26 protein-coding genes and 1 tRNA gene are annotated in these 26,673 nt (G+C 69.7%); 9 read left to right on the forward strand and 18 right to left on the reverse strand.

The genetic code is table 11. The annotated features are described in order from the left end of the window. The first annotated feature begins 31 nt into the window (after positions 1 to 31). Positions 32 to 694, forward strand: coding sequence for a response regulator transcription factor (locus H976_RS0104525; RefSeq protein ID WP_027860579.1), 663 nt, complete (start codon positions 32 to 34; stop codon positions 692 to 694). After that, positions 691 to 2,013, forward strand: coding sequence for an ATP-binding protein (locus H976_RS28505; RefSeq protein ID WP_027860580.1), 1,323 nt, complete (start codon positions 691 to 693; stop codon positions 2,011 to 2,013). The genes H976_RS0104525 and H976_RS28505 overlap by 4 nt, the downstream gene beginning before the upstream one ends. Positions 2,014 to 2,310: 297 nt before the next feature. Here the strand turns inward: H976_RS28505 and H976_RS0104535 are convergent, their stop codons facing one another. The 8 genes from H976_RS0104535 to H976_RS0104570 all read right to left on the reverse strand — a co-directional run bounded on the left by H976_RS0104535 (position 2,311) and on the right by H976_RS0104570 (position 12,235). After that, positions 2,311 to 2,808 carry a flavin reductase family protein gene (locus tag H976_RS0104535; protein WP_027860581.1) on the reverse strand — a complete coding sequence of 166 codons (498 nt, stop codon included), beginning with the start codon at positions 2,806 to 2,808 and terminating at the stop codon, positions 2,311 to 2,313. A 126-nt stretch (positions 2,809 to 2,934) separates the two neighbouring features. Further along, entirely contained in the window at positions 2,935 to 4,185 is a 1,251-nt protein-coding gene (locus H976_RS24500; protein WP_051276170.1) for an acyl-CoA dehydrogenase family protein, read from the reverse strand. Beyond that, on the reverse strand, positions 4,182 to 5,855 hold the full coding sequence (locus H976_RS0104545) for an ABC transporter ATP-binding protein (RefSeq protein ID WP_051276172.1): 1,674 nt from the start codon (positions 5,853 to 5,855) through the stop codon (positions 4,182 to 4,184). Before H976_RS0104545 ends, H976_RS24500 begins: the two co-directional genes overlap by 4 nt. Beyond that, complete coding sequence (locus H976_RS0104550; RefSeq protein WP_027860583.1) at positions 5,852 to 6,706, reverse strand: ABC transporter permease; 855 nt, start codon at positions 6,704 to 6,706, stop codon at positions 5,852 to 5,854. Before H976_RS0104550 ends, H976_RS0104545 begins: the two co-directional genes overlap by 4 nt. Further along, the gene (locus H976_RS0104555) at positions 6,703 to 7,710 is read right to left on the reverse strand and encodes an ABC transporter permease (RefSeq protein ID WP_051276174.1); all 1,008 of its coding nucleotides are present in this window, start codon (positions 7,708 to 7,710) and stop codon (positions 6,703 to 6,705) included. Before H976_RS0104555 ends, H976_RS0104550 begins: the two co-directional genes overlap by 4 nt. A 7-nt stretch (positions 7,711 to 7,717) precedes the next feature. Next, positions 7,718 to 9,367, reverse strand: coding sequence for an ABC transporter substrate-binding protein (locus H976_RS0104560; RefSeq protein ID WP_036224530.1), 1,650 nt, complete (start codon positions 9,365 to 9,367; stop codon positions 7,718 to 7,720). 25 nt (positions 9,368 to 9,392) lie between these two features. Next, on the reverse strand, positions 9,393 to 10,844 hold the full coding sequence (locus H976_RS24505; RefSeq protein ID WP_081682657.1) for an NtaA/DmoA family FMN-dependent monooxygenase: 1,452 nt from the start codon (positions 10,842 to 10,844) through the stop codon (positions 9,393 to 9,395). Beyond that, positions 10,841 to 12,235, reverse strand: a complete 1,395-nt coding sequence (locus H976_RS0104570) for an LLM class flavin-dependent oxidoreductase (protein WP_027860586.1) — start codon at positions 12,233 to 12,235, stop codon at positions 10,841 to 10,843. Before H976_RS0104570 ends, H976_RS24505 begins: the two co-directional genes overlap by 4 nt. 311 nt (positions 12,236 to 12,546) lie before the next feature. Here H976_RS0104570 and H976_RS24510 point away from each other — a divergent pair, with 311 nt between their 5' ends. Continuing rightward, positions 12,547 to 13,497: a LysR family transcriptional regulator gene (locus H976_RS24510; protein WP_051276176.1), complete on the forward strand. Its 951-nt coding sequence runs from the start codon at positions 12,547 to 12,549 to the stop codon at positions 13,495 to 13,497. A gap of 297 nt (positions 13,498 to 13,794) precedes the next feature. Here the strand turns inward: H976_RS24510 and H976_RS0104585 are convergent, their stop codons facing one another. Both H976_RS0104585 and H976_RS0104590 read right to left on the reverse strand, forming a co-directional pair. Beyond that, a complete protein-coding gene (locus tag H976_RS0104585; protein WP_081682658.1) occupies positions 13,795 to 15,051 on the reverse strand; it encodes an NAD(P)-binding domain-containing protein in 1,257 nt (418 codons plus the stop codon). Positions 15,052 to 15,055: 4 nt separating this feature from the next. Further along, positions 15,056 to 15,604 (reverse strand): OsmC family protein, encoded by a 549-nt coding sequence (locus H976_RS0104590; RefSeq protein WP_027860588.1) that lies wholly within the window; start codon positions 15,602 to 15,604, stop codon positions 15,056 to 15,058. An 88-nt stretch (positions 15,605 to 15,692) separates the two neighbouring features. On the opposite strand from H976_RS0104590, the gene H976_RS0104595 reads away from it, so the two are divergent. From H976_RS0104595 to H976_RS0104605, 3 genes are read left to right on the forward strand one after another with little or no spacing between them, the layout of a single operon-like run. Next, positions 15,693 to 16,904: a homoserine O-acetyltransferase gene (locus H976_RS0104595; RefSeq protein WP_027860589.1), complete on the forward strand. Its 1,212-nt coding sequence runs from the start codon at positions 15,693 to 15,695 to the stop codon at positions 16,902 to 16,904. Between the two features lie 22 nt (positions 16,905 to 16,926). Then, a complete protein-coding gene (locus H976_RS0104600) occupies positions 16,927 to 18,261 on the forward strand; it encodes an O-acetylhomoserine aminocarboxypropyltransferase/cysteine synthase family protein (RefSeq protein WP_027860590.1) in 1,335 nt (444 codons plus the stop codon). Beyond that, a complete protein-coding gene (locus tag H976_RS0104605; RefSeq protein WP_027860591.1) occupies positions 18,258 to 18,740 on the forward strand; it encodes a CoA-binding protein in 483 nt (160 codons plus the stop codon). The genes H976_RS0104600 and H976_RS0104605 overlap by 4 nt, the downstream gene beginning before the upstream one ends. A gap of 3 nt (positions 18,741 to 18,743) precedes the next feature. Here the strand turns inward: H976_RS0104605 and H976_RS30285 are convergent, their stop codons facing one another. Continuing rightward, complete coding sequence (locus tag H976_RS30285; protein ID WP_027860592.1) at positions 18,744 to 19,622, reverse strand: alpha/beta fold hydrolase; 879 nt, start codon at positions 19,620 to 19,622, stop codon at positions 18,744 to 18,746. An 87-nt stretch (positions 19,623 to 19,709) separates the two neighbouring features. Between H976_RS30285 and H976_RS30290 the strand changes: the two genes are divergently transcribed. After that, complete coding sequence (locus H976_RS30290) at positions 19,710 to 20,228, forward strand: hypothetical protein (RefSeq protein WP_027860593.1); 519 nt, start codon at positions 19,710 to 19,712, stop codon at positions 20,226 to 20,228. Positions 20,229 to 20,237: 9 nt separating this feature from the next. On the opposite strand, the gene H976_RS0104620 is transcribed toward H976_RS30290, so the two are convergent. After that, positions 20,238 to 20,323 (reverse strand) — tRNA-Tyr (locus tag H976_RS0104620). Between the two features lie 93 nt (positions 20,324 to 20,416). Here H976_RS0104620 and H976_RS0104625 point away from each other — a divergent pair. Further along, positions 20,417 to 20,908: a YajQ family cyclic di-GMP-binding protein gene (locus H976_RS0104625; RefSeq protein ID WP_027860594.1), complete on the forward strand. Its 492-nt coding sequence runs from the start codon at positions 20,417 to 20,419 to the stop codon at positions 20,906 to 20,908. Then, the gene (locus tag H976_RS0104630) at positions 20,908 to 21,363 is read left to right on the forward strand and encodes an SRPBCC domain-containing protein (protein ID WP_027860595.1); all 456 of its coding nucleotides are present in this window, start codon (positions 20,908 to 20,910) and stop codon (positions 21,361 to 21,363) included. Before H976_RS0104625 ends, H976_RS0104630 begins: the two co-directional genes overlap by 1 nt. Before the next feature lie 132 nt (positions 21,364 to 21,495). Here H976_RS0104630 and H976_RS0104635 read toward each other — a convergent pair whose 3' ends face one another. The 6 genes from H976_RS0104635 to H976_RS0104660 are packed head-to-tail and all read right to left on the reverse strand — an operon-like array spanning position 21,496 to position 26,640. After that, on the reverse strand, positions 21,496 to 22,026 hold the full coding sequence (locus H976_RS0104635; protein ID WP_027860596.1) for a hypothetical protein: 531 nt from the start codon (positions 22,024 to 22,026) through the stop codon (positions 21,496 to 21,498). Positions 22,027 to 22,028: 2 nt separating this feature from the next. Continuing rightward, positions 22,029 to 22,844 (reverse strand): isocitrate lyase/phosphoenolpyruvate mutase family protein, encoded by an 816-nt coding sequence (locus H976_RS0104640; protein WP_081682659.1) that lies wholly within the window; start codon positions 22,842 to 22,844, stop codon positions 22,029 to 22,031. A gap of 38 nt (positions 22,845 to 22,882) precedes the next feature. Next, positions 22,883 to 23,866, reverse strand: coding sequence for a sulfate/molybdate ABC transporter ATP-binding protein (locus tag H976_RS0104645; protein WP_027860598.1), 984 nt, complete (start codon positions 23,864 to 23,866; stop codon positions 22,883 to 22,885). After that, positions 23,863 to 24,765, reverse strand: coding sequence for a sulfate ABC transporter permease (locus H976_RS24515; protein WP_081682660.1), 903 nt, complete (start codon positions 24,763 to 24,765; stop codon positions 23,863 to 23,865). The genes H976_RS0104645 and H976_RS24515 overlap by 4 nt, the downstream gene beginning before the upstream one ends. Beyond that, positions 24,755 to 25,606, reverse strand: coding sequence for a sulfate ABC transporter permease subunit CysT (gene cysT / locus H976_RS0104655; RefSeq protein WP_027860599.1), 852 nt, complete (start codon positions 25,604 to 25,606; stop codon positions 24,755 to 24,757). The genes H976_RS24515 and cysT overlap by 11 nt, the downstream gene beginning before the upstream one ends. After that, positions 25,606 to 26,640 (reverse strand): sulfate ABC transporter substrate-binding protein, encoded by a 1,035-nt coding sequence (locus tag H976_RS0104660; protein ID WP_036224533.1) that lies wholly within the window; start codon positions 26,638 to 26,640, stop codon positions 25,606 to 25,608. The genes cysT and H976_RS0104660 overlap by 1 nt, the downstream gene beginning before the upstream one ends. Positions 26,641 to 26,673 lie beyond the last annotated feature (33 nt).

The following is a 26,673-nucleotide window of genomic DNA, read 5'->3' on the forward strand; positions in this document are numbered from 1 at the left end:
CAGGTGCGTGAACGTACGGCAGCATGGAGGGGTGACGAGGGTGGGTGTGGTGGAGGACGACGCGTCGGTACGCCGGGTGCTGTCCGACGCCCTGCGCATGAACGGGCACGAGGTGGTCATCGCCCGCAACGGTCAGGAGGCCCTGCGCAACCTGACACCGTCGTCCGGCGTGGACGTCCTGGTGATCGACATCGGCCTCCCCGACGCCGACGGCCGCGACGTCTGCCAGGCGCTCCGGACCGAGGGCCAGCACGCACCGGTGCTGTTCCTGACCGCCCTCGACGCCGTCCACGACCGGGTGTCCGGCTTCCACGCCGGGGGTGACGACTACGTGCCGAAGCCGTTCGCCTTGTCCGAGGTGCTCGTGCGCATCGAGGCACTGCACCGCCGGAGCCGACCGCTCCCGACCGAGGTCACCGGGCTGCACCTCGACCCGGACCGGTACGCCGTACGGCACGGGGAGCTCGAGCAGCGGCTCACCCCGACCGAGTTCCGGATGCTGGCGGCGATCGCGGCCCAGCCCGGCACCGTCGTACGACGACGCGCGGCTGTGCTCGCCGGATGGCCCGAGGGCGCCATGGTCAGCGAGAACACCATCGACTCCTACATCCGCCGGCTGCGCGTCAAGCTGGCCGCGATCGACTCACCGGTCTCGTTGGAGACCGTCCGCGGCGTCGGGTTCGTCCTGCGATGAGGCGAGCCGGTGGACCGCTCCGGACGCGGATCGTCATCACGACCGCACTGGTCTCGGCCCTGGCCATGGCGGCGATGGTCAGCACCGTCGTACTCGCCCTGAACGCGATCACCCACAACTCGGTGGACGCCTCGCTGAGCGATCAGCTGAGCGTCATCTCGTCCGGGATCGAGAACTCCGCCAACGGACCGGAAGGGGCACTCGAGGCGCCGGACGACTCGATCGACGACACCACCTGGCTCTACGACCAGGACGGCGCGACGCTGATCGGGCCCCGGGTGAAGGCCCGCACGCAGGCGGTCGCCGACGAGCTGGGCCAGGTTCACCACCGCACGCGCGTCGTGCGCAACGAGCGTGTGTTCCTGGCAGCCCCGGTGGAGATCGGCGGGCCCACGCCCGGCTCCGGGGTGCTGGTGGTCTCCCGCAGTCTGGAGCCCTACGAGGAGACCCGCACCCAGATCATCATCGGTCTCGTCCTGCTCGGGCTGATCGTCACGGCCGGTGCCACCGGGATCGCGGCCTGGACGGTGGGCCGCACCCTCACCCCGGTCGAGGACATGGCTGCCCTGGCGGACGAATGGAGCGAGCAGGCCCTGGATGCCCGCTTCGAGGACCCGGGCAGCGGCGACGAGATCGCCCATCTGGCGCGCACCCTCAACATCCTGCTCGACCGCGTCGCGGGAGCGCTGCGCAGCGAGCAGCTGCTCACCTCCGAGCTCGCCCACGAGCTGCGCACCCCGCTGACCGGCATCCGCGGCGAGGCTGAGCTCGCCCTGATGAAGGCGACCGGCGGACCCGAGGTCGAGCACCTCCAGCAGGTGGTCGCGCTCGTGGACAAGATGGGAGCGACCATCACCGCGCTGCTCCAGATCGCCCGCGGTGGCGAGCACACGGGGACCCGGACGACCGTCCGGGAGGTGGTCACGGCCGTGCTCGACGCGCACCCCGGGTCGAACGGCCGGCTCCTGGAGGACGTCGGTGCGCCGGATCGTGCGGTGACCCTCGCCGCGACCACGGAGCTGGCCGCCAGGGCGATGTCGCCCCTGGTGGACAACGCACTGCGACATGCCTCGTCCCGGGTCACCGTGAGCGCCTCGGTCGCCGACCGAACCGCCTCGATCCACGTGTCCGACGACGGACCCGGGCTCGTCGGCGACCCGGAGAACCTGTTCGGCGCAGGCACCCGGGACGACGCGAGCCCGGGCGCCGGACTGGGCCTCGCCCTGGCCCGACGGGTGGCGAAGACCCTGGGCGGGCAGGTCGACGTCACCTCGGTGGCGGACCCCACCACCTTCACCCTGACCCTGCCGCGGAGCTGACGCTTTGTCCTGAACTAGACCGCGGTGGGCGGTGGCTCGCGCAGGTGCCCCCGAGTGCACCATTCTTTGCCCAGCGTCGAGGGCGACCGAGACGCGATCCAGGTACGTGACCGCCCGTAGATCCCACGGATCGACGGGCGGTTTCCCAAACTCACCTCGGCATGCTTCGGCATGCCGGTCTGGGGTTCGGCTCAGAGCTTCCGGCTGGGCGACGTACGCCGCTGGCGCCTCGTGCACCCCCCGCGCGAGGCGCCAGTGGTCCTGGAGGCACCGGGCCGGCTCACCGGGTGTGCGACCTCAGACGGCGAGCTTGCCGAACCCACTCCGGTGGAAGACGAGCGGACTGCTGGTGTCGCTCTGGTCGACGGCATGGAGCCTCAGCAGGACCACGACGTGGTCGCCGGCTTCTACCTCGGCGTGGATCGTGCACTCGAAACGCGCCAGTCCCCCGTCGAGGGTCACGGCGCCGTCGTCGCTGATCCGCACGGGAACCCCGACGAAACGATGCTCGGGCGCACCGGCGAGCTGCCGGCACACGGCGCTCTGGTGGTCGGCAAGGACGGTCACCCCGAGGTGCCGTGAACGCCGCAGGTCGGGCCACGTCTTCGAGGTCCTCGAGATCGAGAACGAGACGAGGGGCGGGTCGAGGCTCACGCTCGTGAACGAGCTCGCTGCCAGGCCCACGAGCAGGCCGTCCACCTCGGCGGCCACGGCGACGACCCCGGTGGGGAAGATCCCGAACGCCTCGCGCAGCCTGGCGGGGTCGAGGTCCTGGTTGGTGATGAGCTCGGTCACTGCGCCACCTCCCGTGCGGACGGCATGACTATTTGTCTACTAGTTTGGTGGTATTAACTCCGGAAGGCGAGCCCGGGTGCCGCATCTGACCCACGGAGTCAGGAATCGGGTGATAGGCAGAACCGATCACCGCCCTCCCTCCGGGCGCTGCGCCTGCTGCCAGGAACGGCCTATCGCCCCGGCTGGGCTGGTGCCGCTCAGGGCGTGGTCACCGACGATGGCCGAGCGGTAGATCACGGGGTTGTGCGACGCCAGGGTGCGGGCGTTGCGCCAGTGCCGGTCCAGGGCGAAGCGGTCGGTCACGGCCGAGCTGCCGCCGACCTCGAACAGCTCGCTCGTCAGGCCCAGGACGAGGTCGACCACCTGCCCCTGGGCACTGAAGGTGGCCACGTCCGCGGCGTCGTAGAGGTCGGGCGTCGCGGTCCCCGTCTCCTGGGCCCGGACCACCGCATCGACCGCGTCCACGGCGGCCAGGGTGGTGGCCACGGCCGCGAAGGAGGCAGAGGCCACGCGACCCACGACCTCCTGCACCTGGGGGTCGTCCTTCGGCGAGGGGAACGCCGGGTTGGCGAGGTTGCGGGTCCGGCCGCGCACGTACGCGACGGTGTCGGCCACCGCCCGACGACCGATCCCGGCCAGCGTGGCCAGGTGGACCAGCTGGAAGAACGCGATGAGGTGCGTGCCGGGCAGCTCCCCGTTGGGGTAGATCTCCACGTCGTCGAGGTGGATCTCCACCTGGTCGAAGACGGTGGTGCCGCTGCCGGTCAGGCGCTGCCCGAAGCCGTCCCAGTCGTCGATCCGGGTCACGCCGTCCGCCGACGTCGGCACCAGCACGGTGGCACTGTGCTGGGAGTCGACCGTGGCGGTCGTGTGGATCCAGTCCGCGAACAGGCTGCCGGTGGAGTAGAACTTCTTGCCCGACAGTCGCCAGCCCTTCCCCTCGGGGGCGGGGCTGATGGTGGTCGCGTTCTGCCAGAAGGAGCTGCTGCCCTGCTCGCTCTGCGCGTTCCCGACGAGTACGCCGGACGCGATCCGGCGCAGCCAACGGTCACGGACGTCGGCGTCCTGGTGGAACAGCCGGCTCTCGACGAAGCCGACGTGGCCACGCAACAGCTGCGGGATGTTGGAGTCGCTCTCGCCCAGCTCGATCAGCAGCCGGAAGAACTGCGGCAGGGTGGCGCCGAGCCCGCCGTACTCCCGGGGGACGCGGAGCTTGCCGAAACCGGCCTCGCGCAGCCACTCGACCTGCTCGAACGGCAACCGTCTGTCGGCCTCACGCTCGGGTGCGCCGGCGGCGATCCTCGCGAAGACCGGCCCGAAGCGGGCGCGCAGACCGTCGAGATCGGGCGCCTCCTCGCGGACCTGCACCTCCGTCATGACGCCTGCTCCAGCCGGGGCAGGGCCGTCAGCAGGCGCTGGGTGTACGGATCCTGCGGCCGGGTGAAGATGTCGTCGGCAGTCCCGCGCTCCACGACCTTGCCGTCCTTCATGACCAGCACGCGGTCGCTCATGTGGTGGATGACACCGAGGTCGTGGGAGATGAACAGGTAGCTGACGCCGAGGTCGTCCTGGAGATCGGTCAGCAGATCGAGCACCTGCGCCTGGACCGACACGTCGAGCGCGGAGACCGGCTCGTCACACACGATGAGCTCGGGCTCGGGTGCCAGTGCGCGGGCGATGGCGACCCGTTGACGCTGGCCTCCGGAGAGCCGCAGGGGACCGACGTCCACCTGGTGCTCGCCCAGCCCCACCTTCTGCAGCAGGCCGAGGACCCGCGTGCGTCGCTCCTCGGCGGAGCTGGGCGGGTTCGGCCCGCGAGAGAGGGCGTCCGCGACGATGCGGCCGACGCTCCAGCGTGGGTCGAAGGAGCTCAGCGGGTCCTGGTAGACCACACCCACCCGGTTGCGCAGGGGCCGGCGCTCGCGCTGCGTCAGCGTGCTCCACGGCTCCCCGCGCAGCAGCACCTCGCCGCCCTCGGCCTCCAGCATCGCCAGGGCGATCCGGGCGGTGGTGGTCTTGCCGGACCCCGATTCCCCGACGATGCCGAGCGTCTCGCCGGCGTACAGCTCGAAGGAGACGTCGTCGACGACCGTGCGGTCCACGCCGTCGGGTCCGCGGTAGACCTTGGTCAGGTGCCGACCCTCGAGCAGTGGCCGGCCGCGGTCGATGGGACGTCGTTCCCGAGGCGTGCTGGGGGAGGTCCCGCGGACCAGACGGACACCACGGGTGTGCTCGGACGGTACGGCGTCGAGCAGTGCGCGCGTGTACTCGTGCTGAGGGTCGCAGAGCACCTGCCGACTGACGCCGTGCTCCACGATCTCGCCGTCGCGCATCACCGCGACCTCGTCGGCCAGGCGCGCCACGACGGACAGGTCGTGGCTGATCAGGATGATCGAGGTGCCGCGCTCCTTGGAGGCCGCGAGCAGGTCGAGGACCTGGGCCTGCACGGTCACGTCGAGGGCGGTGGTCGGCTCGTCGGCGATGACGAGCCGCGGGTCGAGGGCGATCGCCGAGGCGATCAACGCCCGCTGGCGCAGACCTCCCGACAGCTCGTAGGGGCGCTGCCGGGCACGCATCTCCGGCTCGGGTACGCCGACCGAGGTGAGCAGCTCGACCACCCGCTCGGGACGGGAGCGCCGGTCGCCCCAGTCGTGCAGCTCGAGCGGTTCGCCGACCTCGGCCCCGACGCGGCGGAGCTGGTCGAGGGAGACGAGCGCGTCCTGGAGCACGAAGCCGATCTCCTTGCCCCGCGTACGACGCCACGCCCGCTCGCCGAGCGCGAGGAGGTCGGTGCCGTCGAGGTCGAGCCGGTCGGCCGCGACGCGCGCGTCGCCACCGGTCAGGCCGACCAGGGTCCGTGCCGTCACGCTCTTGCCCGACCCGGACTCCCCCACGATGGCCAGGCAGCTGCCCGGCCTGGCCGTGAAGGAGATCCCCTTGACGACCTCGGTCTCGCCGAAGGCGACCCGGAGGTTCTGCACGCTGAGCAGCGCCTGCCCCGGGGCGACCTGCCGGGTGGAGGCCTGCTTCGATGCGACGACCGTCATCGGGCCGCTCCTTCCAGTCGGTGCTGCAGGGTGCGGCCCAGTGAGGTGACGGCCAGGGCGAACAGCACGATGACCAGTCCCGGCAGCACCTCCAGCCACCATGAGGTCGTGATGTAGAGACGCCCGGCGTCGAGCAGCGCGCCCCACTCCGGGCTGGGTGGCGGGACCCCGAGCCCGAGGAAGGCGAGGCTGGAGGCCCACACGATCGACTGGCCGACGCCCAGCGTCGCGACGGCGACCAGCGGCCGCATGGCGTTGGGGAACAGGTGGCGGCGGAGCACCGTCCAGCGGCCGTGGCCGAGGGCATGCGCGGACTCGATGTAGCCGGCCTGCCGCACGTTCAGCACCTGTCCACGCACCATCCGGGCATAGCCCGGCATCGAGCCGAGCCCGACCGCGACGATCGACGTCGTCACCGAGGGCCCGAAGATCGCGATCACCAGCAGCGCCGCCAGCAGCGCCGGGAAGGCGAAGAACACCTCGAGGACGCGGGTGATCACGGTGTCGACGAAGCCACCGGCCAGGCCGGCGACGAAGCCGAGGACGATGGCCAGCGACATCGCGATGCCGGTGGCCCCGAGCCCGATGCCCAGCGAGAGGCGGGTCCCGTAGATGACCCGGGTGAGCAGGTCACGACCGGCCTCGTCGGTGCCGAACGGGTGGCTCCACGACGGGGTCGCCAGGGCGTTGGTGAGGTCGATCTGGGTCGGAGTGCCGCTGGCGAGGAGCCCTGGGGCCACGGCTGCGAGCAGCACCAGCGCGACGAAGGCACCGGCGATGACCGTGGCGGGTCGTACGGCGAGCCGGATGCCGGTCCGCTGACGGGCGGGGCTGAGCGTCGCGGCACTCATGACGCACGCAGCCTCGGGTCGACGGCGGCGTACGCGAGATCGACCAGCAGGTTGGCCACGATGTAGACCGCTGCCACCACCAGCACGATCCCGGCGACGGTCGGGACGTCGCGGGTGTTGACCGCGGTCACCAGGACCTGCCCGATGCCCGGACGACCGTAGATGTTCTCGGCGATGACCGCGCCCGAGATCAGCGCCCCGAGCGCCCAGCCCGACAGCGTGATCGCCGGCAGCACCGCGTGACGCAGGGCGTGCCGCAACCGGATCGCGGTGTCGCCCATCCCGCGGGCGCGGGCCGTGGTGATGAACGGCTGGTCGAGCACCTTGTCGAACTCGTCGCGCGTGACCTGGCCCAGGAACCCGGACAGCGGGATGGCCAGCGTGAGCACCGGCAGCACCGTGCCCCAGAGCCCGTCACCGCCGATCACCGGGAAGATCGGGATCTTGACGGCGAAGACCACGAGCAGGATCACCCCGACCCAGTAGTGCGGCAGGCTGGCGGTGAAGGCCTCGAACGAGGAGCCGATGCCCGTCACCGCCCGGCCCCGCCTCACCGTGAGCACGGTGACGACGAGCGCGAAGATCCAGGCCACCACCAGGGCGCCGACGGTGAGCACGAGGGTCGGCAGGATCTGGGCGCCGATCACCGAGGTCACCGGCCGGTACTGCGTGTACGACGTGCCGAGGTCGCCCTTGAAGAACCCACCGACGTAGTGCAGGTACTGCGTGAGCAACGGATGGTCGAACCCGAACTTCTCGTTGACCGGCGACAGCTCCGAGCTCGACCACTTCTGCTCGCGGCCGTTCTGGAGGTTGAGGATGATCGTGGCGCGGTCACCCGGGATGGCCAGCTGGGCGAAGAACGTCACGGACGCCGCGGCGATCAGCACCGCCACTGCCGAAGCCGCCTTGAGAGCGGCCCGGCGGGCCGCCCGCACGGAGCGTCGTGCGGGCAGCGCCGTCGGGGTCACCGGGGCGAGCACGTCCGGAGCGAGAGTCGTCATCTCGACCTCACTTCACGAAGTAGGCGTCGGAGAAGATCGGCTCGCCCTGGCTCTTCTCCACCCAGAACCCCTTGAGGTCGTTGGCCACGGCGATCAGCGTGTTCTGGGTGTAGAGACCGACGCCGGCTGCGTCGTCCTGGATGATCTGCTGCGCCTGCTGGTAGAGCGTCGAGGCCTTGGCCGCATCGGTCTGGGTGTTCGCGGCCTGGATCACCTTCGAGAGCTGGTCGTTGTTGTAGAAGGAGCGGTTGTTGCCGTTCGGTGCCTTCTCGGTGTTCGGACGCCAGACGATCCAGAGGATGGCCGGGCTCGGGCTGGTCCAGTACGACGGCGTCGCGTCGAAGGTCGACGGGTCGGCGTACTTGCCACCCCACAGCTCGGCCATCGTCGCGGGGACGAGCTTGACGTCGAAGCCGACCTTCTTCCACTGCTCCTGGAGGGCCTGGAGCACGGTGGCTCCCTCGGAGGTGAAGATGAAGCCGGCGCCGTACACGAGCTTGACGGTCAGCGGCTTGCCGCCCTTGGTGCGCACTCCGTCGGCGTTCTTCTTCCACCCGGCCTGGTCGAGCAGCTGGTTGGCCTTGTCGGGGTCGTAGGCGTAGGCCTTGGCCGCCTGCTCGTTGTAGTCGGGCGTCGACTGGCTGACCGACGGGTTGCCCTCGTAGGGGATGACGCCGTGGAAGCCGGCCTCGACCGCACCCTTGCGGTCGGCGCCGTAGGCGAAGGCCTGCCGGACGAGCTTGTCGGTGAAGACGCCGGCCTTGGTGTTCAGGTAGAAGGAGACGGGCTTGCCGGGCGTGATGTAGCGGATCGTGTTGCTGAACCTCGACTGCGCGTCCTTCCAGTTCACCGTCGGAACCTCGTAGATGACGTCGCTCTGGCCGGTGGTCAGCGAGGCGTAGCGCGAGACACCGTCCGGGACGAACTTCCACTTGATCTCGTCGACGTACGCCGGGCCCTCGTGCTTGGCCGTCGACGGCCACGAGGTGTAGTTCGGGTTCCTCTTGAAGATGACCTCCTGGCCCTTCTTCCACTTCTCGACCGTGAAGGCGCCGGAGCCGATCGGCTTCTCGCAGTTCTCCTCCTTGGACCGGGTCTTGAGCGCCGTCGGCGACTCGATGCCGAAGTAGCCCTGCGTGATCAGGGTGAGGAACTGCGGGTAGGGCTGGGTGAGATGGATCGCCACGTGCGTGGGGTCGATCGCCTCGGCGGACTTGTAGTAGGGTTCCATCGACACCTTCGCGGTGCCGTTGAGGTCGGTGTTCTCGAACTGGTCGAAGTTGTAGGCCACGGCGGCGGCGTCGAGCGGGGTGCCGTCGGTGAACTTCACACCGTCCTTGAGGGTGAAGGTGTAGGTCAGGCCGTCCGGGGAGACGTCCCACGAGGTCGCCAGCCACGGCTTGACGGAGCCGTCCTGGTCCTCGGTGACGAGGCCGTCGAGGACCTGGCGCGAGATGTAGGCCTGCTGGATCCAGCCACCGAAGATGCACGGCGGCTCCTGGACGTGGGCGTAGGTGATCGTTCCACCCTTGACCCTGGTGCCACCCCCTTCGGCGGCGGCGGCGCCGCACGCGGTGAGGCCGGAGGCGAGCAGGACGAGGCCTGCGAACCCGGCCACCACGCGGCGGGTACGGCGGAGCGGGAACGGACTGGTCATGGGCGGTGTCTTCTCTTTCTCGGGGTCAGGCGCTGAGCTGCTGCTCGGCCCGGGGCGGGGTGTCGCTGGGGGTGTCGCTGGGGGTGTCGCTGGTGGCTGGTGAGACAGGGAGGTGGGCGCCGCCTCGGTAGCGGGCGCCGTGGTGCCGTTCGGGGAGGCGGTCGCCCTCGCCGAAGATCCGGTCGCGCAGGGACTCGCTCTCGTCGTACGACGCACGCAGCCGGCCACGCTCGCGCAGCACGGGCACGACGAGCTCGATGAAGTCCCTGGCCGTGTCGAAGGTGTGGTACTGGAGGAGGTTGATGCCGTCGATGCCGACCTCGTCGAGCCAGTGCTCGATCGCGTCTGCCGCCTGGTCCGGCGTACCGACGACGAACAGGGGGTGCCGCGCGAGGTCACCGAAGCCGGCCAGGAAGTCACCGACGGTCTGGCCCGCCTCGACCTGGCGGAACCGCCCGACCCGACCCTCGGCCAGGTCCGGCACCTGGTCGACCGGCAGGTCGGCGGGGTAGCTGGTGGGGTCCCACGGCAGCCCGGCATGGGCGAGGTAGCCCTCCGGGTCGGACAGCTCCTGGAACCGGGCCAGCTTGGCCCGCGCCTCTTCCTCGGTCGGTGCCACGATCACGCCGGCCGTGGTGATCACCTTGAGGTCGCCGGGTGCCCGGCCGGCGTCGACGGCCGCCTGCTTCAGCGACGCGGCCGTCCGCTTCACGAACTCCTCGCTCGGGCCGCCGGTGAAGACGACCTCGGCGTGCTTGCCCGCGAAGGCGGTCCCCGCCGCCGACTGCGTGGCGGTGAACAGCACCGGTGTGCGCTGCCGGCTCGGCGAGGGAAGGTGCGGGCCCTCGACCTTGAAGTAGGTGCCCTCGTGGAAGATCGGGCGGATCTTCGCCGGGTCGGCGAAAACGTTGTTCTCGTGGTCGGCCGTGATCGCGTCGTCGTCCCAGGACCCCTCCCACAGCTTGTAGAGCACGTCGAGGTACTCGTCGGCCCGCTCGAACCGGTTGTCGTGCTCGACCTCGCCCTCCAGGCCGTGGTTGCGCGCGGCGTTGGGCAGGTACGACGTGACGATGTTCCAGCCCACGCGGCCCTTGGTCAGGTGGTCGAGGGTCGAGGCGCGACGAGCCCACGCGAACGGCGGCTCGTAGGTCGTGGAGAAGGTGATCCCGAAGCCGAGGTGCTTGGTCACCGCGGCCATGGCGGGTACGACGACCGACGGGTCGTTGTTCGGGATCTGCAGTCCCTGCCGGATCGCGGTGTCAGCCGATCCCCGGAAGGTGTCGTAGGTGCCCACCACGTCGGCCAGGAACACCGCGTCGAAGCCGCCGGACTCCAGCAGCGTGGCCAGCTCCGTCCAGTACTCGATGTCGTTGAACCGCTCGCGGTTGTTGTCGGGAAGGCGCCACAGGCCGTGGGTGATGTGGCTGACGCAGTTCATCTCGAACAGGTTCAGCACCAGTCTCTTGGGCTCGGTCACAACGCGCTCGCCACCCGGACGGGAGCGAACGCGCCGCGATAGCGCGCGGCCTGGTGTCGCTCGGGCAACCGGTCCCCCTGGCCGAAGAGCTTGTGGCGCAGCGTCCCCTCGGCGTACTCCGTCTGCGCCAGGCCGCGTGCCTGGAGCACCGGGACGACCTGGTCGACGAAGTCCTCATAGCTGCCGGGGATCTCGGCGTTGACCAGGTTGATGCCGTCGACCCCGGCGGCCTGCCACTTCGCGAGCCGGTCGGCGATCTGCTCCGGCGTACCGACGATGCGGCTGTTGGTCGCGGTGTAGTGGGCGACGTCGCGCAGGGTGGCCGGCCGGTCGGTCACGAGGTCCTTGATCCAGCCGACGATCGACTGGACCCCTTCGGTCCGCAGCTCGCCGATCGGCTTGTCGAGATCCTCGTGGCCGAAGTCGATGCCGACCGCCCCGGACATGTGCGAGAGCTGGGCGTCGTAGTCGATCCACTCGTCGAGCTCGGCCGCGATCCGCTTGGCCTCTTCCTCGGTGGAGCCCGGGACGACGTACAGGCCCTGGAAGAACTTGAGGTCCTCCGCGCGACGACCGTGCTGCACCGCGCGTGAGCGGATGTCGCTGGTGTCGCGGGCAGCCGAGTCGAGGTTGGGCGACTGGATGAACACGGCCTCGGCGTTCTTCGCAGCGAACGTGCGCCCTGCCTCGGACGCGCCGGCCTGGAAGAGGAGGGGGGTGCGCTGCGGTGACGGGGTGACGAGATGAGGGCCCTCGACGCGGTAGCGCGGCCCCTCATGGTTGATCCGGTGGACCTTGTCGTAGTCGGCGTGGATGCCGGTCACCGGGTCCTGGAGCAGTGCGTCCTCCTCCCACGACCCTTCCCACAGCTTGTAGGTGACGTCGACGTACTCGTCGGCCCAGGCGTAGCGCTCGTCGTGCGCGGTGAGGCCCTCCAGGCCGAAGTTGCGCGAGGCGTTGGGCAGGTAGTTGGTGACGATGTTCCAGGCGATCCGGCCCTTGCTGGCGTGGTCCAGGGTGGAGATCCGCCGGGCGAAGTTGAACGGGTGCTCCTGCAGGATCGAGGCGGTGAAGGCGATGCCGAGGTGCTCGGTGGCATACGCGATCGCGCTGGCCAGCACCGACGGGTCGTTGCTCGGGACCTGCAGCCCGGCTTCGAAGTACTTCCGCTCGTCCCCGCGGTACGGCGCGTAGAGCCCGACGACGTCGGCGAAGAAGATCGCGTCGAACTTGCCGCGCTCCAGCGTCTTCGCAAGATCGACCCAGTGGTCGAGACTGTTGAAGTCGGTCTGCCGGGCGTGGGGGCGGCGCCAGGTTCCCTGGACGATGTGGCCGGTCGTGTTCATCACGAACGCGGCGAAGTGGAGGGGGCGGGGAGGGTTCTGGGGCATGGCGTGTCTCCGGGCTGTCGGGGTCTCTCGGGGGACTGGGCGGATCACCAACCGCATCCGGAGAGCCCGGAGCGATCAGCTCAGTGACACAGACAGCTGGCGGTCAGGAGGAGGTCGACGTGCAGCCGCACCGTGGTGCGGAACAGCAGCAGCTGGTTGACGGGCATGTGACGACCACCTCCTTGCGTAGACGAGTCGTGGGGGTTCCTGTGTCATGAAAGACGATAGACTTAGTAGATATTGAAACCCGAATCGGACGCGCTCGGTTCTGCCGATCACCCCGTCGTGTCCACCGATCACCTGGAGCCCTGATGCGCATCGAGCAGCTTCAGTACGTCGCCGCGGTCACCCAGTACGGATCACTGCGTCGTGCCAGCGAGCACCTGCACATCTCCCAGCCGGCCCTCAGCGAGTCGCTGACCAAGCTGGAGAAGGAGCTCGGGGTGACCCTGCTCGACCGGCGGCGCTCGGGCACCCGGATCAGCGCCACCGGACGCGAGCTCCTCCAACACATCGTCGAGGTGCTCGACGCCGCCGAGCGGCTGCGCGCTGCCGCCGGCGACCAGACCGCAGCCGTGCGGGTGATGCGGATCGGTACCGTCAACGCCGGCACGTCCACCCTGTTGCTGCCGGCGATCCAGGCCTTCCAGCAGCGGTTCCCCGGCGTCAGCGTCGAGGTCCGCAACCTGCAGCATGCCGAGATCCACCGGGACCTGCTCGAGGGCACACTCGACATCGGGATCATCAACCTGCTCGGCGGCGACGACGTGTCCCCCGAGCTCGCCGGCATCGAGCTCCTGCAGGGCAGCCCGGTGGCGGTGCTGTCCTGCGACCATCCCCTCGTCGAGCAGGCCGAGGTCACGGTCGACGACCTCCGGGCCGAGCGGTTCGTCGCGATGCGGTCGGGCTACCTGATGTACCGGTTCGCCCACCGGCTCTTCGGCGCCCAGCTGCCCGCCAGCTGGCACAGCACCGACGGTGCCGAGATGGGCAAGGTGATGGTCGCCGATGGGCTCGGCGTCACCGTGCTCCCCGACTACAGCGTCGCCGGCGACCCGCTCGAGCGCGTCGGACTGATCACCACCCGGCCGATCGCCGGCGACCGCACGGTGGTGCGGCTGAGCCTGCAGCACCGGCGTCAGCGGGTGATCCCCGACGCGGTCGCGGCCCTCATCGCGGAGTTCCAGCTCCGCGCACAGCAGCTGAGGTCGGAACGAGCCGGGCGCGACGAGGACCTCGGGCGCACGGCGCAGGTCGGGTGACGCGTGCCGGACCCCCCACAGCGCCTCGAGCGAGCAGCGGGCGAAGTACGCGGAGTACGCGGAGGCGCGCCTCGCCCGGACGACCACACCGCAGGGTCCCGGCCGGTTGATGTTCGCACCCGACCTGGTCGGCACGTCAGACCAGATCGCCGAGGAGCTCTAGGCGCACGCCGGGTTCCGTGAGGTCGACGAGGTCGCCTTCGCGCTGCCCTTCTCCTTCGAGCACGCCGACTACGTCCAGATCCGCACCGACATCGCGACCAGGCTCGGGCCTGCCCTCGGCTGGCGACCGGGCTGCTAACGACCACCGGCCAGGTGACCGGCGAGGTGGTCGATCACCTCGCGCGCGTCGTCCTCGATGCCGTGGATGAAGGTCGACTTGCGCCGCCGCAGCACCGGCAGGCCGAGCACGTACACACCCGGACTGTCGACGACCCCGCCGTCGTGGATCAGATGGCCCTTGGCGTCGAGCACCGGCACCTCCAACCAGGAGTAGTCGGGCCGGTAGCCGGTCGCCCAGAGGACAGAGCTGATCTCGCCGCTGTTCAGGTCCAGCTGCCACCGCGTCGACGACGGCACCCGCGTGGGCTCGGGCCGCTCGGGCGGGTCGAGCTCGGCGTCGAGCAGCTGCTCTCGTGCCCAGTCGTCGAAGGTGCCGAGCAGGCGCTGCATCTTGAGGTCCGCGAGCGAGAACACGTTGCGCAGCCCGCCGGAGAACAACGCGGTGCCGTCGCGCACGGTCGCCCAGCGACCCACGAGCTCGACACCGAGGTCCTGCAGGGCGTTCAGGTCGAGCGTGGCTCGTTCGGGGGTCCCGACCAGCTGGGGCGAGGGCAGCCGCCGGGCCCGTTCGAGGTCGTCGACCTCGTCGTACCGCTCGCTCCAGACCCCGGAGGCATCCATCCACCAGAGCACGTCGCGGCCGCGGTAGGTGCGCGGCAGGCGGACGTGCTCCCCCACTGACAGCGTCACCGGCCGACCCGATCGACGGATCTCCGCTGCGAGCTGGACACCGGTCGCCGACGCCCCCACGACCAGGACGCCACCGTCGGGCAGCTGCTCGGGACTCCGGTAGTCGAAGGTGGTCAGCTGCTCGACCGAGGCCGGCACCGCGTCACTGAACCCCGGCACCGCGGGCACGTTGCAGGCACCGGTCGCGATCACCAGCGCGCGACAGCGGAGGTCACCCCGACTGGTCGTCACGGCGTACCCGTCGTCGGTACGACGAACCGACGTGACGTTGGTGGCGGTGCGCACGGGCGCGTCGGCGAGCTTGGCGAAGCGCTCGATGAGCTCGACCACCTCGGCCATGCTCAGGTAGCCGTCCGGGTCCGGGCCCTCGTAGCGAAGGCCCGGAAGACGGGTCTGCCAGTTGGGGGTGAGCAGCCGCAGCGAGTCCCAGCGTTCGTGCCGCCAGGAGTTCGCCACGTCGCCGCGCTCGAGCACGACGTGGTCGATCGACCGCTCGCTGAGGACCTGGCTGGCGGCCAGTCCCGCGTGGCCGGCACCGATGACGACGGTGGAAACCCGCTCGGGGGCCTCCTGTCGCGACACGTCCTCAGACAACCGCGACAGTCACGTCCGTGGGGTTGGTGAGGGCGTCGAACACGGCCGAGCGCTTCTGCGACTGGGCGACCAGGGCCTCGATCTCCTCCGGCGACGCATCGGCGTCGATGGAGAAGTTCACCTTGATGTCGTTGAAGCCGTTGCGCACGTCGCTGTCGGCTCCGAGGATCCCGCGGATGTCGTGGTTGCCCTCGATGGTCGCCTTCACCGAGCGCAGCTGGATGCCCCGGTTCTGCGCCACCGAGGCGACCCCGGCAGTCAGGCAGCTGGTCAGCCCGACGAGGAGGTACTCGATCGGCGTGATGGCGTCGTCGGGTGCCGCGAAGACCTCGGGGTGGTCGGCGTCCAGCACCGTCTCGGCCTTGTGGTTCTGCTCCGCGCCGAGCCCGAAGAAGTTCTGGATCTTCGTGGTGGTGTGCACGCCGTTCTGCCACTCCGAGGTGGCCTTCCAGGTGAACTGGGCGGCTTCTGGCGCGCCCTTCAAGACCTCGCGTGCATCGAGCAGCGCCTGGACGTTGACGCCGTTGTCGGTGGTGGTCATGTCGCGTGATACCCCTTTTCAGCCTTTTGTCTATTTACCCGATAGGGTTACCGGAGAATATACCGGCGAGGCGGATACGATCGCGCACATGGCGGCCTCCTCCACGAGCATGACGGGCTCGGTCGGAAGTGTCGAGACGCAGTACGTCGACCTGCCGGAGCCGGTGCGCCTCGACTGCGGGCGAGACCTCCACCCGGTCCGGGTCGCCTACGAGACCTACGGCGCCCTCTCCCCCGAGCGCGACAACGTCATCCTGGTCTGCCACGCGCTCAGCGGCGACGCGCATGCCGCTGGGGTCTCGAAGACCCCGCCCGAGGAGAGCACCCGCGACGGGTTCGCCGCCGAGGAGCGCGATGGGGCGGCTCCCAAGGGACTGGGCTGGTGGGACGGGATGATCGGCCCCGGCAAGGCGTTCGACACCGACCGCTACTTCGTGGTCTCGACCAACCTGCTCGGCGGTTGCAAGGGCACGACGGGGCCGTCCTCGATCGACCCGGCGACGGGAGCGCCGTACGGCGCGGACTTCCCGGTGATCACGGTCGCCGACATGGTGCGCACCGAGCGCGCCTTCCTCGACGTCCTCGGGATCGAGCGACTGGCGGCGGTGGCCGGCGGCTCGCTCGGCGGCATGCAGGCGCTCGAGTGGTCGATCCTCCATCCCGACCAGGTCGACGCCGTCGTCGCGATCGCCAGCACGCACGCGCTGCACCCTCAGGGCATGGCCTGGAACGCCATCGCGAGGGAGTCGATCCTGCGCGACCCGGCCTGGCAGGACGGGCAGTACTACGGCACCGATCGCCGGCCCGACTCCGGCATGGGCGTGGCGCGCATGGTCGGCCACGTGACCTACCTGTCGGCGCCTGCGCTGGACGACAAGTTCGGCCGCCGGCTGCAGTTCGCCGACGACATCCGCTACACGGTCACCGAGCCCGAGTTCGAGGTGGAGAGCTACCTCGACCACCAGGCCGACTCGTTCGTGAAGCGGTTCGACGCCAACACCTACCTCTACACCTCGCGCGCGTTGACCTACTTCGACCTCGCCCGCCAGCACGGCGGCGGATCGCTCGCCCGGGCCTTCGAGCACGTCACCGCCCGCACGCTGCTGATCGCGTTCAGCTCCGACTGGCTCTACCCGCCGTCGGCGTCCCGCGAGATCGACTCCGCGCTCCGCTCCCTCGGCAAACCGGTCGAGCTGCACGTGATCGACGCGCCCTACGGCCACGACTGCTTCCTGCTCGAGGAAGCCCGACAGACTCCACTGATCCGCAGCTTCCTGACCGCGGACTGGGCGAGCAGATGACACCACGGAAGAAGAGGCCCTCGTGACCGACCAACCCGCTCGACCCGAGGACGACCACGTCTTCGGGTTCGAGACCCGACAGCTGCACGCCGGGCAACGGCCGGACCCGAACACCGGTGCCCGGGCGGTGCCGATCTTCCAGACGACCAGCTATGTCTTCGAGGACCCGGAGTCGGCGGCGGCGTACTTCAACCTCCAGGAGTACGGCAACACCTACTCGCGCATCATGAACCCCACGGTCGCGGTCTTCGAGGAGCGGGTCGCGAACCTCGAAGGGGGTGCGGGAGCCGTCGCGTTCGCCAGCGGGCTGGCCGCGCAGGCCGCCGCCCTGTTCACGCTGCTGGAGCCGGGCGACCACATCGTCTCCTCCTCGGCGCTGTACGGCGGGACGGTGAACCAGTTCAAGCACCTCCTGCGCAAGCTGAGCATCGAGGTCTCGTGGGTCGACCCCGACGACCCGGACGCCTGGCGCCGGGCCGTCAAGCCGAACACCAAGGCCTTCTTCGGCGAGACGATCGGCAACCCCGGCGGCAACGTGCTGGACCTCGAGGCCCTCTCGACGATCGCGCACGAGCACGACCTGCCGCTGGTCGTGGACAACACCTTCGCCACGCCGTACCTCTGCCGGCCCATCGAGTGGGGCGCCGACATCGTCATCCACTCCGCGACCAAGTTCATCGGCGGCCACGGCACCAGCATCGGCGGCGTCGTCGTCGAGGCCGGCACGTTCGACTGGTCCAACGGCCGGTTCCCCGTGGTCGCGGACCCGTCACCGGCGTACCACGGGCTGCAGTTCCACGAGACGTTCGGGACCTACGGCTACCTGATGAAGCTGCGGGCAGAGACGCTGCGCGACCTGGGCGCCGCCCTCTCGCCGTTCAACGCATTCCTGCTCCTGCAGGGCCTGGAGACGCTGTCGCTGCGGATGGACCGGCACGTCACCAACGCGCGGGCGGTGGCGGAGTTCCTCGAGTCGCACGAGCTGGCCTCGAAGGTGACCTACCCGGACCTCCCCGGCAGCAAGTACCGCTCGCTGGTCGACAAGTACCTGCCGCTCGGTGCCGGTGCGGTCTTCTCGTTCGACGCGGCTGGTGGTCGGGCCGGCGGTCTCGGGCTCATCGGCGGCGTGACCCTCTGGTCGCACCTCGCGAACGTGGGGGACGCCAAGAGCCTGATCATCCACCCGGCCAGCACCACCCACCGGCAGCTGAGCGACGAGGAGCTGCGAGCGGCAGGCGTCGGCCCGGGGACGGTGCGGCTCTCGGTCGGCCTCGAGTCGCCCGACGACCTGGTCTGGGACCTCCAGCAGGGATTCGCCGACGTCGCCGCAGCGGCCGGGAAGGCGGGTGTCTCATGACCGACCTGAGCCGCTACCAGGACCCGTTGACGATCCAGCGAGTGCTCAACACCGCGAAGACGATCGCGGTCGTCGGCCTGTCCAACAACCACCTGCGGGCCAGCTACTTCGTTGGCTACTACCTCAAGCGCCACGGCTACCAGGTCATCCCGGTCAACCCGCGCGAGACGGAGATCCTCGGCCAGACCTGCTACCCGAGCCTGCGCGACGTGCCCGAGCACGTCGACATCGTGAACGTCTTCCGCGCACCGGACGCCCTGCCCGACATCGCCCGTGAGGCGGTGGAGATCGGCGCCGACGCGCTCTGGTGCCAGTTCGGCGTCATCAACGAGGAGGGCGCGCAGATCGCGGAGGACGGCGGCGTCACGGTGATCATGGACCGCTGCCTCAAGGTCGAGCACGCGCGCTACGTCGGCCGGATGCACTGGCTGGGCTTCAACACCCAGCGCATCACCTCCGTGCGTGCCGGCCTCCAGTGACGGTCAGGCCGAACGGGACAGGTGACCCAGGAGGAGCCCGTTGACCTGATCGGGCTCCTGCTGGTGGACCCAGTGCCCGGCTCCCTCGACGACGACCTGCTCGAGGGCACGGAAGGACGAGGCTGCGTTCTCGGCCGACATGAACAGTGCCACCGGGTCACGGGAGCCGGTCACGAACAGTGACGGCGCCTCGATCACGCCTGCTCCGCGCTGCTCGGCCAGGCGCCAGTTGGGGTCGAGGTTGCGGTAGTAGTTGAGCGCCGCGGCGAAACCAGTCCGCCGGAAGGCAGCGACGTACTCGTCGAAGACGTCCTGCGGCAGCCACGTCGGGCGGTCGACGGCGACGTCGGGTCCCGGGTCGTCGAGCCGGCCGTTCAGGATGAGGGCGACGGTGCGGGCGGGATCGCGCTCGAGCTCGGGGATCGCGTCGTCGCTGTGGAACCGGAGCATGTAGAAGTCCTCGCCCAGCCGCTTCCGGAAGATCTCGGTCGGCGGCGCCGGCGACGGCGGTGTGTAGGGGACGCTGAGGCCGGTCAGCGACAGCACCCGGTCGGGATGGGTCAGTCCGAGCGGCCACAGGCTGGAGGCACCCCAGTCGTGCCCGACGAAGTGGGCCCGCTCCACGCCCTCGTGGTCGAGCAGTCCGACCAGGTCCTCGCCGACCACGTCGCTGCGGTAGGCCTCGACCGGCTCGGGGCGCGCGCTGCCGCCGTACCCGCGCATGTCCGGAGCCACCACGCGGTAGCCGGCGGCGACCAGCGCGGGCACCTGCAGCCGCCAGGTCAGCGCCAGGTCAGGGAACCCGTGGGCGAGCACGACGAGCGGCCCCGACCCCTCGGCCAGCACCGACAGCTCGATGCCGTTGACGGACCACGTCTCCATCGCTCCTCCTCCACCGTGCTTCTCCCAGGCCAAAGTCTGTCGCAACGCCCGTGGCCGTCGCCTCGCCGGTCCTGCGATGCTGTCGGGATGGAACAGGTCTGGCTCTTCGACCGGCTCGCCGTCGCCGTCTTCCGCATCGACTTCCTCGATCCCGCGATCTCCGAGCAGCCCGACGCTCGCGAGCGCGGGGTCAGGATCGAGATCAAGCCGGCGGCCTCGACGTACGACGGATCGGTGTACTCCTCGAGCACCAACCTGGTGAGGCCGGCGGTCTGCCGGATCGACCTGCTCGAGTCGGTCCCCCACGCCGCGGACCGGATGCACTGGCACCCGACGATGTCCGACGGTGAGCCCGGTGACCGCGTCTTCGACCCCGCGATCGGCGCCGACCCGATCGCCTGGCTCACCGACCAGCTGACGCACCTCCGCCGTCTGCTCGAGCGGGCCGGCGTCGACGACCCCGACGGCTACGCCGCCGACATCGCCGCCGTCAGCGCGGCCGCCGCGGAGATCACCGCCTCCGTCGCGGGCGGGCTGGCCTGGGCCCGCGAGTCTCCGTGGCCCGAGGTGACCCGCGACGAGCGTGGCCTGGCCGCTGTTTCCTGACTGTCTGGCTGGTGGCAGGTGCAGGATTCGAACCTGCGAAGGCATACGCCGACGGATTTACAGTCCGCTTCCATTGGCCGCTCGGACAACCTGCCGTGCTCGCGGACCACGTAGTGTGGGGCCGCAGCGCAAGCGAGGATAGCGCAGCACCGACGCCATACTTAAATCGGATGGAGGACCCCGTAGCCATGGCCGACTCGTCGTTCGACATCGTCAGCAAGCTCGACCACCAGGAGGTCGACAACGCGCTGTCCCAGGCGGCGCGTGAGATCGCGCAGCGCTACGACTTCAAGGGCACCGGAGCCGAGATCAAGTGGTCCGGCGAGACCGGGATCGAGATCTCCGCCAGCGCCGACGACCGCGCCAGCGCGGTGCTCGACGTGTTCAAGGAGAAGCTGGTCAAGCGCCAGCAGTCGCTGAAGATCCTCGATGCCTCCGAGCCGCGGCAGTCCGGTCGCGAGTCCAGGATCAGCATCGCCCTCAAGGAGGGCATCAGCTCCGAGGACGCCAAGAAGATCGGCAAGCTGATCCGCGACGAGGGTCCCAAGGGCGTCAAGGTGCAGGTGCAGGGCGACGAGCTCCGCGTCAGCAGCAAGAAGCGCGACGACCTGCAGGCCGTGCAGCAGCTGGTGCGGGGACAGGACTACGACTTCGCGGTGCAGTTCACCAACTACCGCTGATGGCGCATCCCGCGGCGTCGGTCACGATCGACGCCCCGCTCGACGAGGTGTGGGCGGTGATGCTCGACACCGCGTCGTACGGGGACTGGAACCCGTTCGTCGAGAAGGTCGAGTGTGCGGCCGCGGCGGTCGGCGAGCCGATCGTGCTGCACGTGCGCTGGGCCAACGGAGGTACGACGACCAGCCCCGAGCGGATCAGCGTCGTCGACCCGCCCCACGACGACTACGGCGTACGACGGGCCACGCTCGCCTACGTCTACGAGGGACTCCCGGCCAAGCTCGGCCTGGTGAAGGGCACCCGCTACCAGCGGCTGGCGCAGGAACCCGGTGGCCCGACCCGCTACGACACCGTCGAGGAGTTCTCGGGCCCGCTGGTCAGGCTGGCCGGCCCCCAGCGCGTCGAGGACGGGTTCCGACGTCACGCCGAAGCGCTCAGGGGCCGCTGCGAGGGCTAGCGGTTCTCCGCTCCGCCCCCCGGGCATGCGAATGTGACAGGAGGGGTCGTTGGACGCCTCTGCAGCCCGTCGCGTCACATTCGCATGTTCAGAGCCGGAGTTGGAGTCCGAACGGAGCCAGCCGAGGCGGCACTAGCGACCGGTCGTCGCCATCCCGCCCCTGACCCGGACGGGTGGCAGTCCGATCTCGCTGGCCAGCCGGGCGTCGATCGTGAGCGACAGGCGCGGCTCCGGGTCGCAGGTGGCTTCCCGGACCGTGACCTTCCCCGTGGCCTCCTCCACCGAGCCGGACAGCTCGTTCTTCCTGCGCGCGTCCAGCGCGAACAGGGTCAGGTCGGAGGGGCCGGCATCGTCGTCCCGCTCGTGCAGCGGCAGCGGGTAGTCGCCGGTGACCCCCGGCAGTGCCTCGACCATGAAGAACGGTGGCCGGTGCGAGTCCTCGACGTCCGCGGGCGCTAACAGGCGGACGACGTCGACACCCGCCTTCTGCTCGCTGGGGGTGCAGGTCGCCACCGCGTCGAGGAGCTCGTACGACGAACCGTCGGTGCGCGTGAACACCAGCCCGTCGGCCGCGCGCTCCGGGTTGGTCGGCTCGACCGTCGCGAAGTCGTCGCCGCACGCCGCGACGACGCAGACCAGGAGGAGCAGTCCGAGAACCCGCATGGTCAGGTCAGGTGCTGCCTCGTGCTCGGGTCGACGCCGCCACCGCGATGGATGTTCTCCACCAGCTTCTGCAGCGCGGTCAACGCCACCCGTTGGGGTTGCGGCCCGTAGGAGATCCGCGCGACACCGAGCTCGGCGAGCCGGTCCAGAGCCACGCTGCCGGGGAAGCCGATGACCGTCAGCTTCTGCGGTCCGAAGGCCTCGACCAGGGTGGAGATCTGTTCTTCGTCGAGCAGACCGGGAACGAACACGGTCGGCGCACCCGCTTCGAGATAGGCCTTGCCCCGCTCGACGGCATCGGCGAGCACGTCGGCCGGGTCGCGGTCCTTGCCGCGGACGAAGGCGTCGGTGCGGGCGTTGAGCACGAAGTCCGGAACGCCCTCGCTGATGGCCGCGTCCATGATCGCCGCCACGTTGCGGACGGCCTCGTCGAGCGGCCGCATCTGGTCCTCGATGTTGGCGCCGACGACTCCGACACCGATGGCCTTGCGGATGGTGCCGGCTGGATCGCCGTACCCCGCCTCGAGGTCTGCGGTGACCGGCAGCGTGGTCGCCTCGACGATGCGGCCCACGGCCCCGATCATCGTGTCCACCGGGATCTTCTCGCCGTCGGGATAGCCCCAGGACGCAGCGATCGCGTGGCTGGCGGTCGCGATGGCGGCCGTGCCCGGGGTGTCGGCCACCACCTTGGCGCTGATCGAGTCCCACACGTTGACGACGGTCAGCAGGGTGGGGTCCTGGTGCAGCCGCAGCAGCTCGGCCGCCTTGTTCTCCAGGCTGTCGTCGGTGCTGTTCTCGTTGGTGCCCTCAGAGGTCATGCGTTCGAGCCTAGACCGACGCGAGGACATCGGTCCCGTCAGTTGACCGCCCGGATCGGGGACTGCGTGCGAGCGCCGTTGGTCGGGGAGACCCAGATACGCAAGCCCTCCTCGAGGTTGAGGTGGCGCTGCGTCGCTCGCGTGACGGTGACCTCGACGTCCGGGTGATCGGCCTCCTCGAGCTCAACGGTCAGTCGCACCTCGAAGCCGACGCGGAGGAGGCGGACGATCTTGCCCGCCTTGCCCAGCGAGTCCTCCGGCGTCGTGTGCACGTCGATGTCGTGCGGCCGCACCAACCGGCCGTTGAGCTTGGTGACCGGGCCGAGGAAGCTCATCACGAACTCGCTGGCCGGCTCGTCGTAGAGCTGGTCGGGCGTGCCGACCTGCTCGATGCGGCCGTCGTTGATGACCACGATCTCGTCGGCGACCTCGAGGGCCTCCTCCTGGTCGTGGGTCACGAACACGGTGGTCACGTGCACCTCGTCGTGGAGCCGGCGCAACCAGTCGCGCAGCTCCTTGCGGACCTTGGCGTCCAGCGCGCCGAACGGCTCGTCGAGCAGCAGCACGGTCGGCTCGACGGCCAGCGCCCGCGCCAGCGCCATCCGCTGGCGCTGCCCGCCGGACAGCTGGGCCGGAAGACGGTGGGAGAACTGCGAGAGGTGCACCAGCTCGAGCAGCTCCGCGACCCTCTTCTCGGTCTCCGCCTTGGGACGCTTGCGGATCTCGAGTCCGAACGCGACGTTCTTGGCGACGCTCATGTGCTTGAAGGCGGCGTAGTGCTGGAAGACGAACCCGACGTTGCGCTTCTGCGGCGGCAGGTGGGTCGCTTCGTTGCCCTCGATGGTGACGGTCCCGGAGTCGGCGTCCTCGAGACCCGCGATGATCCGCAGCAGCGTGGACTTGCCGCCGCCGCTGGGCCCGAGCAAGGCGGTCAGCTGTCCCTTGGGCAGGTCGACGCTGATGTCGTCGAGGGCGACGAAGTCACCGAACTTCTTGGTGACGCCGCTGACTTTGATGCTCATTGTTCTTCATCCTTCGGGCGGAGGAGCGAGACGACCACCAGGCAGGCCATGGCGATCAGGGCGAGCAGGGCGGCCACGGCGTACGCCGTGCCCTGCTGGAAGTTCTGGTAGGCGTCCTCGACCTGCTGCGAGGCCGTCATGGTCTGCCCGGCGATGTTGCCCGAGACGATCTTGACGGCGCCGAACTCGCCGATGGACCTGGCCAGGGAGAGCACCACGCCGTAGAGGACGGCCCACTTGATGCCCGGCAGCGTGATCCGGCGGAAGGTCTGGCCCCAGTTGGCACCGAGGCTCTGCGCGGCCTGCTCCTGGTCGTCGCCGATCTCCTCGAGCACGGGCACCACCTCGCGGATGACGAGCGGCAGCGCCACGAAGACGGTGGCCATGATCATGCCGGGCGAGGCGAAGATGACCTGGAACCCGGCCTTCTCCAGCGACTGGCCGAACCAGCCGTCGCGACCGTTGTAGACGAGCACGAGGGCGAGGCCGACGACCACTGGCGAGATCGACAGCGGTATGTCGAGGAGGGTGCTGAGGATCCGCTTGCCCGGGAAGTCGTAGCGCACGAGCAGGATCGACATCGTCAGGCCGAAGACCGTGTTGATGAGTACGGCGAAGAAGGTCACGTAGAGCGTGAGGTAGAGCGCGTGCACGACCTCTGGCTCACGCAGCGAGTCGATGGCCGCGCCGAGGCCGGGCTCGAGGGCGCGCTGGAAGACGAGCACTGTCGGCCAGGCGACGAGCATCACGACGTACGCCACGGCGATGACGCGCAACGTCCACCGGACGCCGGCCGGCTCGCGGGTGTAGCCGGTCCGCCCCGTGGGCTTGCGCCGCCGCGAGGAGGTCGCTGGTTCGGTGGGCTCCGCGGAGGCGGGGTTCAGGGTGTCAGTCGCCACGACGGGCCAACCTCCTCTGGAGGATGTCGAGCGCCACGATGACGAGCAGCGCCACGATCAAGAGGATGGCCGCGATCGCGGAGGCCGAGGCGCGGTTGCCGTCCTGGTTGAAGCCGTAGATGCGCACGGAGGCGACCTCGGTGCGGTAGGGCAGGTTGCCCGACAGCAGCACGAGCGAGCCGTACTCGCTGATCGCACGGGCGAAGGCCAGGGCGGCACCCGCGGCGATGGCCGGGACGAGGGAGGGCAGGATCACCCGACGGAACGTGGTCAGCCGACCAGCGCCGAGCGAGGCGGCCGCCTCCTCGACGTCGCGCTCCAGCGACTCCAGCACCGGCTGAGCGGTCCTGACCACGAACGGCAGGGTCACGAACGCCAGCGCGAGGAAGACAGCCCACCGGGTGTTGTTGGCGTGCATGCCGAGCGGGGACTTCGGGCCGTAGAGAGTGAGCAGGACCAGGCCGGCCACGATGGTCGGCAGGGCGAACGGCACGTCGATGAAGAGGTCGAGCAGCCGCTTGCCCGGGAACCGGTCGCGGACCAGCACCCACGCCAGCATGGTGCCCATCACGACGTTGAGCAGGGTGACGGCGATGGACTCGAGGACCGTCAGCCTCAGGGCCGCGAGCGTCTGGGGCTGGGTGACGACGTCCCAGAACCCCTTGAGCCCGAGATCGGCGGCGGAGAGCAGGACGGCGGTGAGCGGGATGAGCACGAGCAGGCTCAGCCAGACCACCGAGATGCCCAGGGCGAGCCCCGAGCCCGGTGTCAGGGAGCGCCGGCTCCGGGTACGCCGCTGGTGCGGCGTACCCGGAGTCGTGGCAATGCCAACTGAAGCCATCAGGACTTGCCGGAGGCCGCGATCAGCTTGGTGACGATGCCGTTGTCCTCGTCGAAGTACTTCTTGTTGGCGTCGGCCCAGCCACCGAAGTCACCGTCGATGGTCAACAGCGTCTTGGGCACCGGGAAGGCGTCGGCCGGGTCGTTGGCACCCTTGACGTCGACCTTGATGGAGTCGTCGAGCGGACGGAAGCCCTGCTTGGCGTAGTCGGTCTGACCGGCCTTGCTGAGCTGGAAGTCGAGCCAGGCCTTGGCGGAGGAGTTCGCGTCCTTGGTGACCGCGGCCGGGTTCTGGATGAGCAGGGTCTGCTCGGGGATGAAGTAGTCGAAGTCCGCGCCGGCGGCACGAGCCTGGATCGCCTCGTTCTCGTAGGACAGCAGCACGTCACCGGTGCCGCCCTCGAAGGCCGTGGTCGCGTCCTTGCCGCTGCCCGGGAAGGCGGCGACGTTGGCGAGGAACTTCTTCAGGTAGGCCTGGGCGTCGGCCTCGCTGCCACCGTTGGCGAGCACGTGGCCGTACGCCGCCAGGATGTTCCACTTCGCCGAGCCGGACGAGCCCGGGTTGGGGGTCACGATCTTGACGCCCGGCTTGGCCAGGTCGTCCCAGCCCGTGATCTTCTTCGGGTTGCCCGGACGGGTCACGATCGCCACCACGGACTGGGTGGCGATGCCCTTGGTGGGGCCGCTCTTCCAGTCCTGGTCGACGAGGTTCTCGTCGGTGAGCTTGGTCATGTCGGGCTCGAGGGACAGGTGCACCTCGTCGGCCTTCAGACCGGCGATGACGGCCCGGGCCTGGTCACCGGAGGCCCCGTAGGACTCCTTGAACTCGACGTCCTTGCCGGCCTTGGTCTTCTGGAAGTCCGCGATGACCTGCTTGTTGGCGGTCTTCAGGATCGAGAAGCCGACGATGCTGACCTGCTTCTTGTCGCCACTGCTGCTGCCGGAGGCGGGGTCGGAGCACGCGGAGGTGCTGGCGAGGACGGTGAGGGAGAGGGCGGCTGCGCCGAACCACTTCAGTGGCGTCGTGCGAGTCATGGGGAGGGCCTTTCGTTCGGGTGGGGCAGACAC

Origin of the sequence: Marmoricola sp. URHB0036 (genome assembly GCF_000426045.1) — a bacterium.
Taxonomy (GTDB): Bacteria; Actinomycetota; Actinomycetes; order Propionibacteriales; family Nocardioidaceae; genus Marmoricola.

Excerpts from the sequence above, each read along its gene's own strand:
- H976_RS28505 (WP_027860580.1), top strand. The coding sequence starts at position 691 with ATGAGGCGAGCCGGTGGACCGCTCCGGACGCGGATCGTCATCACGACC.
- H976_RS24500 (WP_051276170.1), bottom strand. The coding sequence starts at position 4,185 with ATGACGGAGGTGCAGGTCCGCGAGGAGGCGCCCGATCTCGACGGTCTG.
- H976_RS0104545 (WP_051276172.1), bottom strand. The coding sequence starts at position 5,855 with ATGACGGTCGTCGCATCGAAGCAGGCCTCCACCCGGCAGGTCGCCCCG.
- H976_RS0104550 (WP_027860583.1), bottom strand. The coding sequence starts at position 6,706 with ATGAGTGCCGCGACGCTCAGCCCCGCCCGTCAGCGGACCGGCATCCGG.
- H976_RS0104555 (WP_051276174.1), bottom strand. The coding sequence starts at position 7,710 with ATGACGACTCTCGCTCCGGACGTGCTCGCCCCGGTGACCCCGACGGCG.
- H976_RS0104560 (WP_036224530.1), bottom strand. The coding sequence starts at position 9,367 with ATGACCAGTCCGTTCCCGCTCCGCCGTACCCGCCGCGTGGTGGCCGGG.
- H976_RS0104570 (WP_027860586.1), bottom strand. The coding sequence starts at position 12,235 with ATGCCCCAGAACCCTCCCCGCCCCCTCCACTTCGCCGCGTTCGTGATG.
- H976_RS24510 (WP_051276176.1), top strand. The coding sequence starts at position 12,547 with ATGCGCATCGAGCAGCTTCAGTACGTCGCCGCGGTCACCCAGTACGGA.
- H976_RS0104590 (WP_027860588.1), bottom strand. The coding sequence starts at position 15,604 with ATGACCACCACCGACAACGGCGTCAACGTCCAGGCGCTGCTCGATGCA.
- H976_RS0104595 (WP_027860589.1), top strand. The coding sequence starts at position 15,693 with ATGGCGGCCTCCTCCACGAGCATGACGGGCTCGGTCGGAAGTGTCGAG.
- H976_RS0104605 (WP_027860591.1), top strand. The coding sequence starts at position 18,258 with ATGACCGACCTGAGCCGCTACCAGGACCCGTTGACGATCCAGCGAGTG.
- H976_RS30285 (WP_027860592.1), bottom strand. The coding sequence starts at position 19,622 with ATGGAGACGTGGTCCGTCAACGGCATCGAGCTGTCGGTGCTGGCCGAG.
- H976_RS30290 (WP_027860593.1), top strand. The coding sequence starts at position 19,710 with ATGGAACAGGTCTGGCTCTTCGACCGGCTCGCCGTCGCCGTCTTCCGC.
- H976_RS0104625 (WP_027860594.1), top strand. The coding sequence starts at position 20,417 with ATGGCCGACTCGTCGTTCGACATCGTCAGCAAGCTCGACCACCAGGAG.
- H976_RS0104630 (WP_027860595.1), top strand. The coding sequence starts at position 20,908 with ATGGCGCATCCCGCGGCGTCGGTCACGATCGACGCCCCGCTCGACGAG.
- H976_RS0104635 (WP_027860596.1), bottom strand. The coding sequence starts at position 22,026 with ATGCGGGTTCTCGGACTGCTCCTCCTGGTCTGCGTCGTCGCGGCGTGC.
- H976_RS0104640 (WP_081682659.1), bottom strand. The coding sequence starts at position 22,844 with ATGACCTCTGAGGGCACCAACGAGAACAGCACCGACGACAGCCTGGAG.
- H976_RS0104645 (WP_027860598.1), bottom strand. The coding sequence starts at position 23,866 with ATGAGCATCAAAGTCAGCGGCGTCACCAAGAAGTTCGGTGACTTCGTC.
- cysT (WP_027860599.1), bottom strand. The coding sequence starts at position 25,606 with ATGGCTTCAGTTGGCATTGCCACGACTCCGGGTACGCCGCACCAGCGG.
- H976_RS0104660 (WP_036224533.1), bottom strand. The coding sequence starts at position 26,640 with ATGACTCGCACGACGCCACTGAAGTGGTTCGGCGCAGCCGCCCTCTCC.